General features: G+C 65.3%; 20 protein-coding genes. 11 read left to right on the forward strand and 9 right to left on the reverse strand.

What is annotated here, in order from left to right:
• The 5 genes from CH283_RS27930 to CH283_RS28635 form a co-directional block, all read left to right on the forward strand.
• Positions 1-103 (forward strand): biotin/lipoyl-containing protein (locus CH283_RS27930; RefSeq protein ID WP_141215328.1); only part of this gene is annotated, 103 nt, incomplete at its 5' end.
• Between the two features lie 10 nt (positions 104-113).
• The gene (locus CH283_RS04740; protein WP_068050303.1) at positions 114-578 is read left to right on the forward strand and encodes a MarR family transcriptional regulator; all 465 of its coding nucleotides are present in this window, start codon (positions 114-116) and stop codon (positions 576-578) included.
• 196 nt (positions 579-774) lie between these two features.
• Entirely contained in the window at positions 775-1,254 is a 480-nt protein-coding gene (locus CH283_RS04745) for a Fur family transcriptional regulator (RefSeq protein ID WP_068050305.1), read from the forward strand.
• A 79-nt stretch (positions 1,255-1,333) separates the two neighbouring features.
• Positions 1,334-3,514: a catalase/peroxidase HPI gene (gene katG, locus CH283_RS04750; protein WP_255183102.1), complete on the forward strand. Its 2,181-nt coding sequence runs from the start codon at positions 1,334-1,336 to the stop codon at positions 3,512-3,514.
• 151 nt (positions 3,515-3,665) lie between these two features.
• Complete coding sequence (locus tag CH283_RS28635) at positions 3,666-3,800, forward strand: hypothetical protein (RefSeq protein WP_255183086.1); 135 nt, start codon at positions 3,666-3,668, stop codon at positions 3,798-3,800.
• A gap of 2 nt (positions 3,801-3,802) precedes the next feature.
• On the opposite strand, the gene CH283_RS27935 is transcribed toward CH283_RS28635, so the two are convergent.
• On the reverse strand, positions 3,803-4,801 hold the full coding sequence (locus tag CH283_RS27935; RefSeq protein WP_176460350.1) for a fumarylacetoacetate hydrolase family protein: 999 nt from the start codon (positions 4,799-4,801) through the stop codon (positions 3,803-3,805).
• A gap of 114 nt (positions 4,802-4,915) precedes the next feature.
• Here CH283_RS27935 and glsA point away from each other — a divergent pair, with 114 nt between their 5' ends.
• Positions 4,916-6,163: a glutaminase A gene (gene glsA / locus CH283_RS27940; RefSeq protein WP_094648553.1), complete on the forward strand. Its 1,248-nt coding sequence runs from the start codon at positions 4,916-4,918 to the stop codon at positions 6,161-6,163.
• Here the strand turns inward: glsA and CH283_RS04760 are convergent.
• Entirely contained in the window at positions 6,119-7,318 is a 1,200-nt protein-coding gene (locus CH283_RS04760; RefSeq protein WP_068050312.1) for an NAD(P)/FAD-dependent oxidoreductase, read from the reverse strand. The genes glsA and CH283_RS04760 overlap by 45 nt on opposite strands.
• 49 nt (positions 7,319-7,367) lie before the next feature.
• Positions 7,368-7,790 (reverse strand): hypothetical protein, encoded by a 423-nt coding sequence (locus CH283_RS04765; protein WP_141215281.1) that lies wholly within the window; start codon positions 7,788-7,790, stop codon positions 7,368-7,370.
• Between the two features lie 203 nt (positions 7,791-7,993).
• On the opposite strand from CH283_RS04765, the gene CH283_RS04770 reads away from it, so the two are divergent.
• On the forward strand, positions 7,994-8,680 hold the full coding sequence (locus CH283_RS04770; protein ID WP_094639038.1) for a HemK2/MTQ2 family protein methyltransferase: 687 nt from the start codon (positions 7,994-7,996) through the stop codon (positions 8,678-8,680).
• A gap of 46 nt (positions 8,681-8,726) precedes the next feature.
• Complete coding sequence (locus tag CH283_RS04775) at positions 8,727-8,891, forward strand: CDGSH iron-sulfur domain-containing protein (protein WP_094639170.1); 165 nt, start codon at positions 8,727-8,729, stop codon at positions 8,889-8,891.
• On the opposite strand, the gene CH283_RS04780 is transcribed toward CH283_RS04775, so the two are convergent.
• A complete protein-coding gene (locus CH283_RS04780; protein WP_094639039.1) occupies positions 8,873-9,880 on the reverse strand; it encodes an iron-containing redox enzyme family protein in 1,008 nt (335 codons plus the stop codon). The genes CH283_RS04775 and CH283_RS04780 overlap by 19 nt on opposite strands.
• A gap of 124 nt (positions 9,881-10,004) precedes the next feature.
• Between CH283_RS04780 and CH283_RS04785 the strand changes: the two genes are divergently transcribed.
• On the forward strand, positions 10,005-11,186 hold the full coding sequence (locus CH283_RS04785) for a zinc-dependent alcohol dehydrogenase (RefSeq protein WP_094639040.1): 1,182 nt from the start codon (positions 10,005-10,007) through the stop codon (positions 11,184-11,186).
• A gap of 80 nt (positions 11,187-11,266) precedes the next feature.
• On the opposite strand, the gene CH283_RS04790 is transcribed toward CH283_RS04785, so the two are convergent.
• Positions 11,267-12,220 carry a hypothetical protein gene (locus CH283_RS04790; protein ID WP_094639041.1) on the reverse strand — a complete coding sequence of 318 codons (954 nt, stop codon included), beginning with the start codon at positions 12,218-12,220 and terminating at the stop codon, positions 11,267-11,269.
• 213 nt (positions 12,221-12,433) lie between these two features.
• Here CH283_RS04790 and CH283_RS04795 point away from each other — a divergent pair, with 213 nt between their 5' ends.
• A complete protein-coding gene (locus tag CH283_RS04795) occupies positions 12,434-12,826 on the forward strand; it encodes an OsmC family protein (protein WP_094639042.1) in 393 nt (130 codons plus the stop codon).
• Between the two features lie 39 nt (positions 12,827-12,865).
• On the forward strand, positions 12,866-13,702 hold the full coding sequence (locus tag CH283_RS04800) for a YhjD/YihY/BrkB family envelope integrity protein (protein ID WP_094639043.1): 837 nt from the start codon (positions 12,866-12,868) through the stop codon (positions 13,700-13,702).
• Here CH283_RS04800 and CH283_RS04805 read toward each other — a convergent pair.
• The 4 genes from CH283_RS04805 to CH283_RS04820 all read right to left on the reverse strand — a co-directional run bounded on the left by CH283_RS04805 (position 13,650) and on the right by CH283_RS04820 (position 18,048).
• A complete protein-coding gene (locus CH283_RS04805) occupies positions 13,650-14,474 on the reverse strand; it encodes a CDP-alcohol phosphatidyltransferase family protein (RefSeq protein WP_082898784.1) in 825 nt (274 codons plus the stop codon). The two genes, CH283_RS04800 and CH283_RS04805, sit on opposite strands and share 53 nt — an antisense overlap.
• A gap of 10 nt (positions 14,475-14,484) precedes the next feature.
• On the reverse strand, positions 14,485-14,718 hold the full coding sequence (locus CH283_RS04810; RefSeq protein ID WP_231893824.1) for a hypothetical protein: 234 nt from the start codon (positions 14,716-14,718) through the stop codon (positions 14,485-14,487).
• A gap of 85 nt (positions 14,719-14,803) precedes the next feature.
• Positions 14,804-17,125: a glycosyltransferase gene (locus CH283_RS28640; protein ID WP_255183087.1), complete on the reverse strand. Its 2,322-nt coding sequence runs from the start codon at positions 17,123-17,125 to the stop codon at positions 14,804-14,806.
• Positions 17,122-18,048 (reverse strand): WcbI family polysaccharide biosynthesis putative acetyltransferase, encoded by a 927-nt coding sequence (locus CH283_RS04820; RefSeq protein WP_068050328.1) that lies wholly within the window; start codon positions 18,046-18,048, stop codon positions 17,122-17,124. Before CH283_RS04820 ends, CH283_RS28640 begins: the two co-directional genes overlap by 4 nt.
• Positions 18,049-18,109 lie beyond the last annotated feature (61 nt).

Here is an 18,109-nt window from a genome sequence, read left to right on the forward strand (position 1 = left end):
GGAAAACCCCGTCAACGCCCACAAAGCAGGCACCATCACCGGCCTGACCGTCACCGCAGGCGACGCCATCACCCAAGGCACCGTCCTCGCAGAGATCAAGTAGGGGGTGTTCGATGACTGCCCTCGCTGAATCGTTCGACGGTGGTAGCTCTCCGGTGCATTCGACCGAGCTCGAAATCGTGTCCACGGTGCTGCGCATGGCGTCGGCCGCGCGAGTTCGTCTGGCCGAGGCATTGGATGCGCAGGGGCTCAGCTGGGCGAGGTACGAGGTACTGGAACTGGTGTGCAGACGAGGGCCGATGTCCTACAGTGCGCTGTCGCGGGAGTTGGTGCGGCACAGGACGAGTATCACCGCCACGACGGCAAGTCTGGTCGAGGCGGGGCTGCTGGCGCGGAGCGTCAATCCGCGAAATCGGCAGCAGTACATGGTCGAGGCCACCGACTCGGGGCACCGTGCGGTGACGCGGGCCGAGCGTGCGCTCGAGCGCGCCCGGTCGAGGATGGCTGTCGATGCCGATTCTGCTCGGACGCTCGAGGTGTTGCGCGGCATCGAGAAGCAGTGGAACGGCAGGCGCTGATCGAGGCCGCACAGGTGCGGCTGTCTCCGACCCGGCCTGAGATCGGGTTCGAGGCCACGGGGGAGTGACCGAAAAACGAACAGTGGGAGTCGTGTCGGCTCCGAGGTGACGCGTCGAGCGTCGTTGCGGTCGACATTCGGCGAATTCGTCTGCATACTTGACTTTGTCCAGAAAAGCGGAGGATAGTATTGCTGTGATGCCGATCTCACCGTACGCGGAGCTGTTACGCACCGCCGACATGCGCGTGACCCGTCCTCGGGTCGCGGTGCTCGAGGTCGTCGGATCCAATCCTCATGCAGACACCGACACGATCCTCGGGCTCGTGCGATCGGTGCTGCCCGAGGTGTCGCGGCAAACCGTGTACGACGTGCTCAATGCGTTGACCGCGGCGCGCCTGGTACGGCGAATCGAACCGGCAGGATCTCCTGCTCGGTACGAATCTCGTGTCGGCGACAACCATCACCACGCGGTATGCCGCTCCTGCGGTGTCATCGCCGACGTGGACTGCGCGGTGGGCGAAACGCCGTGTCTCACCGCATCGGACTCCGTCGGTTTCACGATCGACGAGGCGGAAGTCATCTACTGGGGCTTCTGCGCACAGTGTTCGGCTGCTCGAGGGCAGTCGACAGCTCCTGTTTCGTTCCCTCCCGGTTCTCGAACACAGCAGAGTTCGTGAATCGACCTCGATCACAGCCCGATCGTCACACTTCGGAAGGAAGCACGTGTCACAAGATCACACAACACGCGAAAAAGAGATGAACGAGGATCAGCCACAGGAGTCGGGTGGCAAGTGTCCGGTCATGCACGACTCGATGCCGATGCCCGTCGAGGGTGGCGGCAACCGCGAGTGGTGGCCCAAGGCTCTGAACCTCAAGATTCTCAAGAAGAACCCGGCCGTCGGCGACCCGATGGGTGCAGATTTCGACTACGCCGCCGAGTTCAACTCCCTCGACCTCGCCGAGGTCAAGCGCGACATCGAAGCCCTCATGACCAACTCGCAGCCCTGGTGGCCTGCCGACTTCGGTCACTACGGCCCCTTCTTCATTCGCATGGCGTGGCACGCCGCAGGCACGTACCGCAAGCAGGACGGACGCGGTGGAGCCGGAGCGGGCATGCAGCGCTTCGCCCCCCTGAACAGCTGGCCGGACAACGCCAGCCTGGACAAGGCTCGTCGTCTGATCTGGCCGGTCAAGCAGAAGTACGGTCGCAAGCTCTCCTGGGCCGACCTGATCGTGCTCACCGGCAACGTGGCCATCGAGTCCATGGGTCTGCCGACCTACGGCTTCGCCGGCGGTCGCGTCGACGCCTGGGAGCCGGACGAGGACGTCTACTGGGGCCCCGAGCAGACCTGGCTGGGCGACGAGCGCTACAACGGTGACCGCACCAGTCTCGAAAACCCCTTGGCCGCAGTGCAGATGGGCCTGATCTACGTCAACCCCGAAGGCCCCAACGGCAACCCGGATCCGGTGCAGTCCGCACTGGACATCCGCGAGACCTTCGGCCGGATGGCCATGAACGACATCGAGACCGCGGCACTCGCCGTCGGTGGGCACACGTTCGGCAAGACGCACGGTGCGGCGGATCCCGACGAGCACATCGGTGCCGAGCCCGAGGGTGCACCCATCGAGCAGATGGGTCTGGGCTGGAAGAACAGCTACCAGAGTGGCGTCGGCGCGGATGCGATCACCAGTGGTCTCGAAGTCATCTGGACCCCCACACCCACCCAGTGGGACAACAGCTTCCTCGAGACGCTGTACGGATTCGAGTGGGAGCTCTACAAGAGCCCCGCAGGTGCGCACCAGTGGCGCCCGAAGAACGGCGAGGGCGCGGATCTCGTTCCCGACCCCGCCGATCCCTCCAAGCGTCGCCACCCGTCGATGCTCACGTCCGACATCGCGATGCGCGTCGACCCGATCTACGAGCAGATCACTCGTCGCTGGCTCGACCATCCCGAGGAGCTCGCCGAAGAATTCCAGAAGGCGTGGTTCAAGCTCACCCACCGCGACATGGGACCCGTCACCCGCTACCTCGGCCCCGAGGTTCCGTCCGAGACTCTGCTCTGGCAGGACCCGATCCCGGCCGTCGATCACGAACTGATCGGTGAGGCGCAGATCGCCGAGCTCAAGAAGACGATCCTCGACTCCGAACTGACTCAGCAGCAGCTCATTTCGGCTGCCTGGGCCGCGGCGTCGTCGTTCCGAGTCAGCGACAAGCGCGGCGGTGCCAACGGTGGCCGTCTGCGCCTGCAGCCGCAGGCAGGCTGGGAGGTCAACGAGCCCGACGAGCTCGCACAGGTCATTCGTGTGCTCGAGGGAATCCAGCAGTCGTTCTCCGGAACGGTGTCGTTCGCCGACCTCGTCGTTCTCGGTGGTGTCGCAGCACTCGAGCAGGCGTCGGGTGTCAGCGTGCCGTTCACGCCGGGCCGCATGGACGCGACGCAGGAGCAGACGGACGTCGATTCGTTCTCCGATCTCGAGCCGAAGGCCGACGGATTCCGCAACTTCCTCGGCAAGGGTCAGAAGCTTCCGGCCGAGTACTCCCTCGTCGATCGGGCGAACCTGTTGTCGCTCAGTGCACCCGAGATGACCGTGCTCGTCGGCGGACTGCGTGTGCTCGGAGCCAACTTCGGAAAGTCGTCGCACGGCGTCCTGACCGACAAGGTCGGAACGCTCACCAACGACTTCTTCGTCAATCTCCTCGACATGGGCACCGAATGGGTCCCGGCCGCGGAGGAAGGCATCTACGAAGCCAAGGATGCGGCGACCGGTGAGAAGAAGTGGACCGGAACTCGCAACGACCTGGTGTTCGGATCGAACTCCGAATTGCGCGCTCTCGCAGAGGTTTACGCCTGCGACGACGCCAAGGACAAGTTCGTCGCGGACTTCGTCGCTGCCTGGGACAAGGTCATGATGCTCGATCGCTTCGAGCTGGCTTAACTCTCTCCACCGAACTCGAAGTTATGGATAGAAACCGTGCTCGATCCATCCATAGCTTCGAGTTCGTCGTTATCGGTCCGTTATCTTTCGTTGCCGATTCGTGTCCTCGGTCCCTGATTCGCTGAAATTTGCGAGCGGCAAGCTACAAGACATGACACACGACGAGGGGGCGGCGGGAGCCGTCGACCACAACATGGACGAACCACGCAAGGGAGCATCCGGCTTCGGATCGTTCCTGGAGATGTTCCAGGATGCCTCCACCGACAAATCCGATACCGAGCGCTGAGTTCAGCGGGTCCCGATCGTGTTGGTAACCGATCCGATCCGTTGAATACTCAGTTCGACGCGATCGCCCGGGGCGATCCAGCGGTCGAGTTCCAGGCCACATCCTCGTGGAAGCGTGCCGGACGTCAACAGTTCACCGGGATGGACGTTTTCGCCGCGGCTGGCGTACGCGAGAGATTCGCCGACCGAGTACCGCATACCGGCGGTGCCGGTCGTCGACCACAGTTCCTCGTTGACGGTGACGGTGGCCGTCAACGAATCCAGATACGGCATGATCTCGTCGGCGGTCACGATGTCGGCTCCCATGGAGCTGGCGAATGTCTTGGTCTTGACCACCGGACCGAACGGGGTGCGACGCTGCTCCTCCCACTGGGTGTCGCGGGCGCTGATGTCGTCGAACACCACGTACCCACCGATCGCAGCAGTGGCCTGCCGCTCGGATACGTCGCGGACGGGCCTGGTCACCACGGCTCCGAACTCGAGCTCGAAATCCAGTGCCCGGCTGTAGGACGGCCAATCGACCGGAGCTTCGTCGGCTACGACGGTGAGGTGGTTGCCGGTGTAGTAGACCGGATGGTCGTCGAACCCCGGCCCCGGACGGAGCGCCGGAAACGTCGATCGAGTGACGGCTTCGAACCCGCGGATGAACGGGAGAGCTTTCGGCAGGTTGCGGCGAACCAGGTTGTGCGCGGCCAGATCCCAGTGAGCCTCCCAGCCGAGGAAGCAGCGAAGAGACGCCGGGATCACCGGAAGTGTCGGTGCCGGTCGGTCGATCACCGCGACTCCCTCGGACACGGCGCGCTGCACCACGGCAGAGGCCGCGTCGCGCACCCGTTCGCCGGCATCGAGAAACCCGAGCACGGTGCGGGTGAGCGGGCGGAGAGACTCGTCGGCACCGAATGTCGACACCGCGGTATCGAGGTCGACCCACGATCCCGACTCGGGTGCGTACACGGCCAGACGATCTGTCGAGTCGGCAGCGATCAGGCGTCGCAATCGCACGTCAGGAATCCGATCTTTGTGGGAGGGGGCCCTACAACGGTTGAGGAACCAGGAGTGTAAGCGGCAGTACGGCCGTGATGTCAAGACCTGTTCGCCGAGGACTAGCGTGGACACATGAGATCGCCTGTTCCCGAATACCTCGCCTCCGTGTTGGAGGACTGCAGACAGTTCGACGGAGGGACGGTGACCGAGGGCAACCCGGTAGTGGCCTCGGCGGATCCCGACACGTTCGCGGTCGCCCTCGCCACCGTCGGGGGATCGCTGCACGGAGCGGGCGACACCGACACCGAATTCTCGATCCAATCGATCGCCAAAGCGGTCGCGTACGCGCTCGCCATCGAGGACAACGGTATCGAGGCGCTGCTCGAGGCCGTCGACGTCGAGCCGTCGGGAGACTCGTTCAACGAGATATCCCTCGAAGCGGAGACCGGAAGACCGCGGAACCCGTTGATCAATGCCGGTGCGCTGGCGGTGCATTCGATGATTCGAGGCGACGGAAGCGAAGAGCGGGCAGGGCGATTGACGGACCTTCTGAGCCGAATGGCCGGCCGCGGACTCTCCGTCGACCGTCAGGTGTACGAGGCAGAACTCGAATCCGACGACCGGAACACCGCGATCGCGCACCTGTTGAAGTCGGTCGGCCATCTCGGAGCCGAGCCCGCCGATGTCGTCGACGGTTATGCACGTCAGTGCGCGGTGACCGTGACCTGCAACGATCTGGCCCGGATCGCCGCGGTGTTGGCGAACGGTGGGAAGGATCCCGGCACGGGCGAACAGGTGGTCGACCCGGCGATCGATCGACACGTGTTGGCGGTCATGGCCACCTGTGGAATGTACGACGGCAGCGGCAGCTGGCTTGCGTCCGTGGGTATTCCGGCCAAGAGCGGGGTTGCCGGGGCGATCATCGGTGTGTTGCCCGGTCAGGTGGGGATTGCCGTGCTGTCTCCGAGGCTGAACGAGCACGGCAACAGCGTCCGTGGGGTGGCGGTGTTCGAGAGGCTCTCGCGCGATCTGGGTCTGCACATGATGCATGTGGCACCCAGCGGCGAATCGGCCATCCGCAGCGTGACCGAGGCGGAGGGTATGACCACAGTGGAGCTGCAGGGTGATCTTCGGTTCGCGGGTGCCGAGGCGATCATCGCCCGAATGGTCCACGGTTTCGGCGAAAATGACAGTACAACAGTCGATTTCAGTGAGGTGCGGGCAATCGACGGCACGGCTCGACGGCTCCTGCATGATGCGTTTCGCGCCCTGGAGGACGACGGTCACCGGGTCATCGTCCACGACCCCGACGGGTTCATGGGCTCGCCCGATCGGTCAGAGTCGGCCGGCGAGAATCATGTTCCAGTAGGACAGCGGTAGGCCGTAACGGTCGAACGCCCAGGCGGAGCGCCGGGGTTTCAGCGGGTCTACGAACGACGGCAACGACGGCGTCAGGGTTCCGGTGCGATCGAACTCGGCAGCGATCAGGCGGTGTGCGTCGACCGGGATGGGGGCCACGGTGTAGCCGTCGTACTCCGACAACGGAGTGCCGCTGCGCGCTGCGATCACATTGTCGACGAGAATCGAAATCTGTTTGCGCAGTGCGCCACCCGAGGAATCGGTGTCGATGGCTGCGCCGTCACCTGCGGCCCAGATCTCCGGATGGATCCGGTGGCGCAGAGTTCGTCCGTCGATGTCGACGACACCGTGCGAGGCGGACCCGGTCAGATTCGATTCCTCCAGCCACTTCGGACCGCGGAACGGCGGTACGAGGTGCAGCATGTCGTAGCCGAGCCGCTCATCGATGCCGTCGTGGTCCGTGACGGTGATGTGTCCGCTCTCCGGGTGCAGTGCCGTCACCGCAGTGCGGGTCAGAATGCGCACGCCGAGCTCGCGTAGTCGTGCGATCACGATGCTGTCGAGTTGCGGCACACCCAGTAGGCGGTGTCGATCCACCACCAGCGTGATGTCCATTCCCGGCATGCGGCCGGTGCGGGTCCAATGGTCTGCCGCGAGGAACAGCGGCTTGAGGGTGGTGCCGGTGCACCCGACCGGTGGCCGCGGCACGGTGAACACCGCGCTGCTGTGGGCGGGCAGATCGCGTACCAACTGCCAGGTGCGTTCGGCTCGGTCGAGGTAATTGCTGGTGACGGTGGGGGATCGGAGCGCGGCCCACACTCCGGGCAGCGCGTCGGTGTCGACGACGAGCCCCTGTCCGAGCACGAGATCCCGGTAGCCGTACTCGGTGCCCGACGCGCAGCGCACCAGACGATTCACCGGGTCGATCGCTGTCGCCGAGTCCTCCAGCCAGACGCATCCGGTCGGGATCACCGAACGTTGGGTGCGCTCGGCCTCGGTCAGAGCTGCCTGACCGGAGCCCACGTACGAGAGCAGTGGGCGATAGGTGTGCACTTTCTTGGGTTCGAGCACCGCGACGTCGGAGATGCCCTTCTTCAGAAGTCGCGCTGCCGCGCTGATGCCCGCGTTGCCGCCGCCGACGACGAGCACGTCGTAGGTCGTGTTGGGGGTGGTCACAGAGACACCTGCCGCGCTTCGGTGCGTGCGCTCGTCGTCATCGAACGGATCACCGGGTGTCTGCTGTCGGCGCGAGCACGGATTCGGTCGTGGATCCTCGTACCTCGACTCGATCGGGTACGAGACCGATGCCGGACTGCTGCAGTGCCGGCGAAAGTACCACTGACAGTTGCTGATTCCACCGGCCTAGTCGGATGGCGGTGGCGTCGAGTACGGAATGGACACCGGCCGAGGCTCCGGCCACCGACGACAGGTCGAGTATCAACGCTCGCCCGCGCTCGGCTGCCTCACCGAGCGTTTCGGCCAGGAGGGGGACATCCGAGTCACCGATCGTGCCGGTCACTCGGACGACGATGTCGGCACCCGCGCTCTCGTCGACCGACAGCATCATCTCGGTATCGAAGCTCCGCGAGGCGTTCAGTGACGGAATCACTTCGGCGAGCGGGGGCGTAATGGACGGTACGACGATCATGAACACACTCCTGAGCAGCCGAACTCCTCGCCCGGCGCACGGGGGAATCGACAGTCGACATTCGGGGACCGCGGGCTACTCCTCAACCACGCTCCACAGGACTACCCGGGGTGGGGTGTTCGTAAGCCTCGAAACGGCAACGGGTTTGACTGCGGGTCCGACGGGAATACGACATCGATCGCTACACCGTGGGAGGCACGCCGATGACGACAGCCGAATCCGATTCCATCCGAGCATTGACATCCGTGCACGCCGATCCCGGAGTGTACGAACCGCAGGAGGATTCGCTTCTGCTGTGTGACATCGCCGCCACGACGGGCATCGTCCCCGGCGCGCGAGTCTTGGACATGTGCACCGGCAGTGGTGCCGTGGCAATCACTGCCGCACTGTTGGGCGCGCGCGAAGTGGTGGCATTCGACATCTCGCCCCGCGCTGTCGACTGCGCCGAGCGGAACGCACGCTCGGTAGGCGTCGAGGTGGACGTCAGGTTGGGTTCCCTGGCAGAGGCCGCCGAGCTCGAACCGTTCGACGTACTGCTCTGTAATCCCCCGTACGTCCCGTCCGAGCTTCCTCCGACGGGGATGGGCCTGCACCGCGCCTGGGATGCGGGCGAGGACGGCCGGACGGTGCTCGATCCGCTGTGTCGCGCCTCGGCCGACCTGCTCGCGTCGGGTGGCGTGCTGCTCGTCGTCCATTCGGAGTTCTCCGGCCCCCACCGCACCGTGAGAATGCTCTCCGACAACGGATTCTCGGTGACGGAAGCCGGCCGGCAGACCATCGATTTCGGGCCTGTGATGCACCGGCGCGCAGAATGGCTGGAAGCTCGCGGAGCATTGGCTCCGGGGTGCCGAACAGAGGAGTTGGTGGTCGTTCGTGGCGACAAGCGATGACGCGGCAGGTGCGCGCACCACGGTGAGAATCGTCCGCGGCGGACCGATGCTGATCGACGGACCGGTGAGCATCGAACTCGACGACGGTACGCGGGTGGAGTCGGATCGCTTCGTCGTCGCGGTGTGCACGTGCCGGCGCAGCAAGAACTATCCGCTGTGCGACACGAGCCACCGCGCCAAGCGGCGACCCTCTCAGTCCAGCGAGGACTGACCGGCAGACCACCGCTTCATCACATGGTCGGCGAGCTCGTTCTCGACGAAATCCAGCGCACGCATTCCGAACACCACATCTGCCTCCAATTCGGGCTCGTCGCGGAGGAGCGTGCCGACCACATCGTGACGTAGTACCTGCTCGTGCACGGCGTCCGCCTCGACGTGCTCGGCGTAGAACGCGATGCATGCTGCGGGGGCGTCGAGCCTCTGCAGTCCCTGCACGTAGCGCTGTGAGCCCGGAGACGAGGTGATCTCGGTTGCCGCGAGGTGGCCCACGGTGGCACCGCGCAGACCACGGTGCAGGCCGAAGAGCGACATGAGATTGACCCACGCCAGTGTCTGCGCCGGGACGCGGTCGACGTAGCCGAGGTACGTTGCATCGAGGTCGGCGGCCACCATCGATTCGGCCCACAGATGCTGGTGCAGGCGGTCGCCTTTACCGCCGCCGTACTCGTCGAATTCCACTGCTACGTAGGAAGCCTTGGTCTGACCCGTCAAGCGGGGAATGGCCCAGGCATGCGGATCGGCTTCCTTGAGGTGGTAGACGGATCGGTGCACGAAGTATTCGCGCATCTGCTCCCATGACCCCTCGTCGCGCAGGAACCAGGACGGGCCGGTTCCCGAGGTGGCCTCGACGGACAGTGCGTCCATCTCTGCGATCGCGTCGGTGCCGGGTTCCACGTTCTCCCGTACGTAGGCCAGGAAGGCGGACTCGAGAGCTCCTCGCAGTCGAAGGAGTTCGGGATCCCATTCCCAGGCGTCCGAGACTCCCGCGAACCCGCGGTAGTGCAGTTCGTAGCAGATCAGGAGCGACAGTTGCACGTCTCGTGACGTGGCATCGACCTCGGTCGGCGTCGGCACGATCGCAGTCCCGTTCGGCTCACCCGCGGTCAGGCACCGAGTGATGGCATCGGAGATCGGCCCACAGGGAGTGGGCAGCGCAGGGCAGCGGGCGGTGGACGGATCGACTGAGAACAACGCGGTCATAGTGGTGGCTACCCGCTGACGCTCGGTACCAACCACTCACGACCTCTGTGTTTGTGACCTGTCACAACAGGCAATGCGCACTGCACGACATCGAACTTCGAGGTCGTTCCATCGGAAGGACCACATGCGCGCAGTGACCTGGCAAGGCAAGAGGAAAGTCGGCGTGGACACCGTTCCCGACCCGCGGATAGAACTGCCGACGGACGCGATCGTGAAGATCACGACGACAAACATCTGCGGTTCGGACCTGCATCTGTACGAAACTCTCGGTGCCTTCATGGACGAAGGTGACATCCTCGGCCACGAGCCGATGGGCATCGTCGAGGAAGTCGGTACGCAGACCGGCGATCTGGCAGTCGGAGACCGAGTGGTCATCCCGTTCCAGATCTCCTGCGGGCACTGCTACATGTGCGATTCGAGCCTCTACACCCAGTGCGAGACCACGCAGGTCCGCGAGCAGGGAACGGGTGCAGCACTGTTCGGCTTCTCCAAGCTCTACGGGCAAGTTCCCGGCGGTCAGGCCGAGTACCTCCGCGTCCCGCAGGCGCAGTTCACTCACATCAAAGTTCCGGAGGGACCGCCGGATTCGCGATTCGTCTACCTCTCCGACGTGTTGCCCACCGCATGGCAGTCCGTCGAGTACGCGGCAATTCCAGACGGGGGATCGGTGACGATCCTCGGTCTCGGGCCCATCGGAGACATGGCAGCGCGCATCGCACACCACAAGGGCGCGCGAGTGATCGCCGTCGACCTCGTACCCGAGCGACTCGCCCGCGCCGCGGCACGGGGAATCGAGACGGTGAACCTGGCCGAGCACAGCGGTGGCGTCGGCGACGTCATCCGCGAGATGACCGACGGCCGGGGCACGGACTCGGTCATCGATGCGGTGGGTATGGAGGCGCACGGATCGCCGGTCGGCAAACTCGCACAGCAGATCGTCGGAATGCTTCCGGACGCCGTTGCCGCGCCGATGATGCAGAAGGCCGGTGTCGATCGACTCGGCGCGCTGTACTCGGCAATCGACATCGTCCGCCGCGGCGGAACCATCTCGATCATCGGGGTGTACGGCGGCATGGCCGATCCGCTACCGCTGATGACCATGTTCGACAAGCAGATTCAGCTCCGGATGGGGCAGGCGAACGTCAAGAGATGGGTCGACGACATCATGCCGTTGCTCGGTGACGACGATCCTCTCGGCGTCGACTCGTTTGCCACACACGAGCTTTCGCTCGAGGAGGCTCCGCATGCGTACGACATCTTCCAGAAGAAGCAGGACGGTGCCATCAAGGTGCTGTTGAAGCCCTAGAGACGTCCTTCGAATACAGCGATGCGGCCCGGAAGTTCACGGGCCGCATCGGTATTCGCAGAAGGATCGATCCATCTTCGTCAGTCGATGGAGATGACGTCCTTGGCGATTGCTGCCACGCGCGTCTGTCCTGCGGACACGACTCCGTGGCGGTTCTTGTGTGCCTCTTCGTACGTCACGACGGTGCGAACGTCGGTCGGGTTGGTGAGGTCCTTGATGGCGGCGACGGCGTCCGAGACGTTCAGGTCGTCGTAATCCGCGATCGGCAGCTCGTCGGCGTCGAGGGTTCCGCTGGCCGACCGCGCGGTGTGGATTGCGTCGGCGACGGTATCGACGCCCTCGCTACGGGTGACGTCCTCGGCTGCTTCGAGTGCTGCATCGCGACTTGCCGTCAGCGTCTTGACTGCCACGTCACCGGCGTGAGCGCCGCGGCCCAGAAGTCCGGCGAGGCGGTCCGGGGTAGCGCGAGCTGCGTCCAGTGCGCGGTCGAGACCGCGAGCCGACCAGGTTGCGGGCGCGTTGACGATCTTGACCGCGGTGCCTGCGGCGGCCTGGAACGGGGTGCGACGCAATGCTGCGGGTCCGCCCAGTGCATCTTCCGCGAGGACGGTCTCGAGCCATTCCACCGTGGCGCTGTGCGCCGCGGCCAGCCGAGTCGCCAGAGCGACGACGGTGGGCTCGTTCGCTGCGGTGGCCAGAGCCTTGATGTACTTGGCGCGGCCCAGCAGCTGCTGCTCGAGGGCGAGATCGCCCAGCAGGGCTTCGTCGAACGGCTGTGCTTGCTCGGCCACTGCCTTGACTGCGGCGAGCGTGCGTCCCAGGAACGGCGACACGAGATCGGGCAGTCCGCCGAGTCCGCGAAGGGCTTCCTCGATGGCTGCGGCGCGGTCGCGACCGTTCGCGGCGTTCTGGGTCAACTCCCGGCGTACCGCCTCGGTGCGCGCCTGAACGACGCGAGTTTCGGCGATCTGGATTTCGGTGTTCGTCAGCTGCAGTGCGACACGCAACTGGGCGATCAACGTCGATGTGCTCATGGTGCTCCCCTTTCGGTCGGGTGGTCCATTTTCTCTGGCCGATGCCTGTGGGTCACAGCGTGATGCTCGGCCCTGACTGCAGCATTACCCGTCGGTAGGTTCGACCAAACTGATGTGTCCGATATGTGAACAGCGACACGTACCCGTCGGCCTCGTCCCGCAGGTGCGGAACCTGACGGTTTCGATCGGCTGCCGACTGGACATCCGACATCGATGAACACCGAGCTGTACACAGCAACTGTCTCTGCCACCGCGACGGGAGTCACCTCCGACGACGGGGTGCTGTCCCTCGGTGTGCGCGAACCGAAGCAACTCGGGGGGCCGGGGGAGCACACCAACCCGGAACAGCTGATGGCCGCCGCATTGTCGAGCTGCCTGGTCGAATCTCTGCGTATCGCGCTCGGAACCGTCGGGGGCAGCGTCGACGAGCTTGCAGTGAAGGGCACCGTGGTGCTCACCGACTCCGACGCATCCGGCTACGACGCGACGTTCGCACTCGCGGTATCTCTTCCCGGTACCGACGACGCCGAAGCAGTGTTGGCGCAGGCGACCTCGATCTGCCCGTTCCTCAAGGTCATCGACGGAGTGGAGGTCACCCTTGAATGACCCGTCGACGGTCGCCCTGTACTTCGGTGCCCGCACGAGATGACCTCGATACGCACCAGGGCAGCGCGGGGGGTCGGGGCGATCAAAGCCGGGTTCGCCCGCGAGGACACCACCTTGATCGCGGGCGGCCTGACCTTCTACGCCGTCATCGCCGTGGTGCCGCTGTTGCTCCTCACCATCCGCGCCTGCGCTCTGCTGGTGTCGGCCGACTGGGTGCGCGGGGGCTTCGACGCCATGTCGACGTTGTTGCCCGACGCCCTGGGTGCTCGTGCGGCCGTGGACGGACTGGCCACTGCAGGAATCGAACTCGGCCCGATCGGCGTCCTGATCGCCATCTTTCCCGCCACGTTCTACGGGGAGGGCCTGCGCCGGGCGATCGTGCGGTTCGCTCCGATCCGAGAATCGTTCACCGGTTGGCGGGGTCGGCTGGCGATGGTGCCGTTCTTCGCCGCAGCGCCTGTCTTGCTGGCAGGCGTCCTCTGCGTAGCGCGGTTGCTCGAAGCAACGACCGGCGGCGGCGGAATCGGTGCCATGGCGGCGCGCGTGTTCCTCGGCTTCAACTGCCTGTGGGTGATCCTGTCCGTCCCCTTGGCATGGACCTATCGCGTGATTGCGCCACGTGCGGTGGGCGGGCGGGCGTTGATCGTCGGATCACTCGTCACCTCGTCCATCGTCACCGGGTTCGTCCACGGATTCATCTTGTTCCTGGCGATACCGGTGGACCTGGGTGCGCCGTTCGGAGGCCTCACCGCGATCGGCGGTGGAGTGGCAATGATGTTGTGGATGTTCGTGTTCCATGTACTGGCTCTGGCCGGCTGGCTGGTCACCGCCGAGTTCGATCGGCCCGTCGATGCAGCCCGAACATCAACTGCATGAACCCGACGACTGCGAGCGCACACGTCACCGACATTCCGATCGTCGCCGATGATCCGGCGGCGGCCGGAGCGGCACCGGCGACCGTCGCCGTGACCGCAGCCGCGATCACCCGCGAGGGGCGCTCCCACACCGTCAGAAAGCCGACATCCTCGATGCCGGAACCGACCGCGCGGGCACGGGCCATCTCGTGCAGCATCGTCGTCACACCGACCGCGAGAACGAGCGGCATCGGTGCTCCGAGCGCAAGACCGCTCGCCAGGAGCAGCAGGTCGCTGCAGCGATCGGCGACGGTATCGAGCAGGTACCCCCACTGAGTTTGGGAGCGACCGATCATCGCGACCCCACCGTCGATACCGTCGAGCAGGCCGGAGATCACGATCAGCACAGCCGCGATCAGTGGTGCCGAGGTGCCGGGGCGCGACAGGGCCACTGCCGCTCCTGCCACCACGACGGCGGTCAGGGTGACCGCGTGGGCGGATACGGACGCGCGAACCAACGGTGCGCTCAGCGCATAGACGACGCGAAGCCAACCCGAGACCAACCCGGAAGCAGAAGGATCGATGCCGTTGTGCAGCGTCGACCACGTCGACAGATACTCCTCGCGAGTCGCCGGACGTACCGGCACACCCTGCTGCTTCGACGTACTGCGCTGATTGACCATCGAGAACCCTTGCTCGGCACTGACTGAGAGGAACTCGACGAGCAGTTGACCGGCGATTGCGCGTCGAGACTTCGATGCGGAGTACCCGCCCGCGGCGTTCTCAATCCGCACCGCAGCCGGACTATCGGTCGTCGTCGGAGTTGCTCGCTCTCCGCCGCGCTTTCAGTCGCGAGATCTTGATGCCCACGGCAGCGAGCACGATCAGCCAGCCCGAGATCAACACTCCGCCACCGACGAACGCCGCACGGCGCAGAGGATGTTCGTCGGCGTACACGTAACCGACTGTGCCCCAGATCAATGCGATGAGGGCGATGATCGCCATCATCCAGAGCATCGAATACAGCGTTCTGTTCATTGTTCACCCGACCTTGCTGTTACGTCGTCCCCGACGAGCGCGGACATCCATTCTTCCATCAGTGGCCGCCGCACCGTATTTCCCTTCACCAGGACAGATTCGGTTGATGTTCACCGGTCGAGATCCCGAATTCGACGGCCGTGCGGTGCATGTGCCCGAAGAGGCCTTCGGCCGCATCGAGCCGATCACGACCGAGCTCATCGGCCCACCGCGCCGCGCGCGCATTCGACCGCGAACTGCGACACTCGACGACACCGGAGCCGCCCACGTCCACGGTCATGTGATCGGCACCGGTTGCCAGCATCCGGCGCAGAGCGTGCTCACCGAACAGTACGAGTCCGCGGACGTGTACGACCATGTGGCTGCGGCCGGTGTCGCCGGGCCGACCCAGATGGACCCGTGGGTCCACGTCGCCCCACTGCTCTCGCAACGACGCCGCGTCCGAACCGTCCAGCCACACCGCGCAATCTCGCTCGCGCAGAACGGAACCGACCGTGGCGAGCAGCGAGGCAGAGCTGTGTCCGGCGCACTCGACGACCACGACGATCTCGGGCACGGCGTAGACGAGGCCGTGAGTGCGAGCCGCAGGGTCGGTGATGCGCGAGGACAGCATCAGCGCTTCGAGATTCTTGCGTTCGCGATCCCCACCCGTCCGCTCGGCCCATTCGGGTCCGTCGTGCCAGGCGACCGCTCGGGGCAGGTGCGCCAGGACGGCACCGGCGTCGTAGGCGCGATGCGCGAACTCCCAGTCCTCTCCGCCGTAACCGACGAAGGTCTCGTCGAATCCACCGATCTCCGAGAACAGCCGACGGCTGCACGACATGACGGCGCTGATGATGTACCGGTACGAACGTCGATCGGCATCGAGCAGGTCTCGCGAGCGGGAATACCCGTCCCGAAGCCACCCCGGCTCCGACAACTCCGGCGGTCCGGAAAATTCGCCGCCGAACCACCCGGCCACGTCCTCGGCTGACCAGCCCGTCAGATCGGCATGGCGTCGCCGACCCACGGCGAGGGCATCAGGAACCGCCCCTGTCAGCCGTACGGATTCCGCGATGTACCCGGGTTCGGGAACGGTATCGGCGTCCAGAAAACACAGAATCTCCCCGTCGGCCACCGATGCGCCGAGATTGCGTACTGCCGCCGCACGAAAGCCGAGATCGTCCTGTCGAACGACGGTGATGTCCAGGGCCGTCCGGAAGCCGTCGACGTCCGGTGCTTCGGGGGACCCGTCGTCGGCCACGATCACCTGGAGCAGCGAGGCCGGGTAGCTCTGCAGTGTCAGCGCGGTCAGTACGAACTCCAGCTGACGCTGCTGGCGAAAGTGCGGGATCACCACGGACACTCGCGGATCCCGATCGACCGGCTCGGCGAGATCCCACCGATTGCCCGGAACCACCCATCGGCCGTCGGGTAGCTGGTCTGCCGTTGGTGCGCACTGTTCGTCGAACAGTGCGCGGTACAGCACGGCTGCTTGCTCGAGGGTGGGGTAGGTGACCACGTCGCGGTTCTGCCAGGTCCTGTCGGGATGGCGCAGAGCCTCCGCCATCGCAGACGCGAGGCCTTCGACCGAATTCTCGTGAATCCACAGCGCCCCGGGGGAGTTGGTCTCCATTTCCTCCACGTACCGACCGCGCGGGACGAGTGGTCGACGGCCAGCCGCGATCCAGGAATTGATCGAACCCGATGCCGACACGTGTCGGTGGAACGCGACGGGAATCGCGATCGACCGCAGGATCTCGTTCAGCTCTGCATCGGGAACGAAACCGGTCGAGGTGAACGATCGGCCGAGTTGCTCCGCAGCACGGCCGAGTTCGTCGATCATGGATTCGTGGCCCGGTGATGCGGACCCGATCGAGAGAACGTCGACGTCGGTGTCCAGCGACGTCATGGCATCGAGCACCTCCTCGTGCCCTTTGCCCGGGTAGACGAATCCGAGTACGCCGACGACTTGTCGCGGGGCGACGCGGTCTTCGGTTCGTGGCTCCGCGCGTCCGATCGGAAGCGGGATCACCCGAACGTCGTCTCCACCGTCCAGGACTTCGTCGAGCAGTAGCCGCTCGTGCATGCTGGAGACGATTACGGCAGCGGCGCAATCGGCCACCCGCCGATAGCACTTCTTCCGCGCCTCGAAGGCGTGGCCGTCGGACGCCTGCGGGACATCGTGCATCGTGACGGTGATCGGTGCGCGGTGCCGCTGGGCGAAGGCGACGAAAGCATCCGCTGCCGCCTGTGCAGTTCGGCCGAACAACCGGTCGGTGAAGTGCACGTGGACCGCACTGTCGAGGGGTAGCTGTTCGAGATCCGATATCACCGGACTCGCTGTGGCGGAGGCCAATTCGTGCGCGCAGCGGACGACACCGTGCTCGTCGGGCCCCATGACGAGATGAAGTACCGTCCCGGTCACGGTGCCAGCTCCAGGGTTCGGATCAGTTCGGCGTGGCGTTCGAGCGCGGCATCGACGAACTCGGGACGATCCGCGTACCACTGCAGGTGAGCGCGATGAACGGAATCCGGCGACACGGCAGCGCCGTCCACCGACCAGTTCGGCCGCGAATCACCCTGCAGACCCAGAGCATTCAGCACTCGTCCCTCGACGGGCGCGCGAACGCCGCCGAGCAACTCGCGTCCCGGATCCCGCACCGTGCTGCCGGTCCCCAACTGATCGAGTATGCGCTGGGCGAGAGCACCGAGCACCACGTTGGTCGCATGGTTGATCGTGTGGGTGGCGTCGATCCCGGCATCTGCGAACAGATCGGAGGCAACGATGTCGGTGTCCCGGCGTTCGCGTCGGCGCAACTCGTCGAGGCTCGCCTCGGCTGCCTGTCGCAGGCCGTCGCCCGAGACCGATCGATCCCAGTCCTCGTCGCCGCCCAGGCCGCGACGGGCGGCCAGAATCGTCCGTAAGTCGTGGTACGGCACCATGTTCGGGACGGCAGCGGGGTCGCTCGGGTGTCGAACGATGACCTGGAAGGGGTGCAGCCCCGCGTATCTCAATACCGGCCACCGGACCACTGTGGCGTCGGGTGCGAGCGCGTCGGCGAGATCGGGCACCCCCAGTGGCAGCGACCGATAGCCGGCTCGAACCGGCTGGGTGAGCAGCACCGACGCCTGGCGCACGAGGCGGTCGACGTGGGGCAGGTCCGAGGCTTCCAGCTCGTGTACGGGAGGGATGCGTACCGTCCGCAGCGGCATGGCCGGGTCGGAACCGAGGAGGATGCGCAGCGCCTCGGCCTGGCAGTTTCCCCAGACGAGCAGGAGCGGTCCGTCCTTCTCGGCGTCGTCCGCCAGTCCGTAGAATTCGCCGTAATGGCGGGTGCGACCGTCCATGCTTGCCCCGACGTCGTGTGATCGTTCTTGTTGGACCATTCTCTCGTCAACGTAGACCCGG

The sequence above is a fragment of the Rhodococcus sp. 05-2254-2 genome (assembly GCF_002259095.1).
Taxonomy (GTDB): Bacteria; Actinomycetota; Actinomycetes; order Mycobacteriales; family Mycobacteriaceae; genus Rhodococcoides.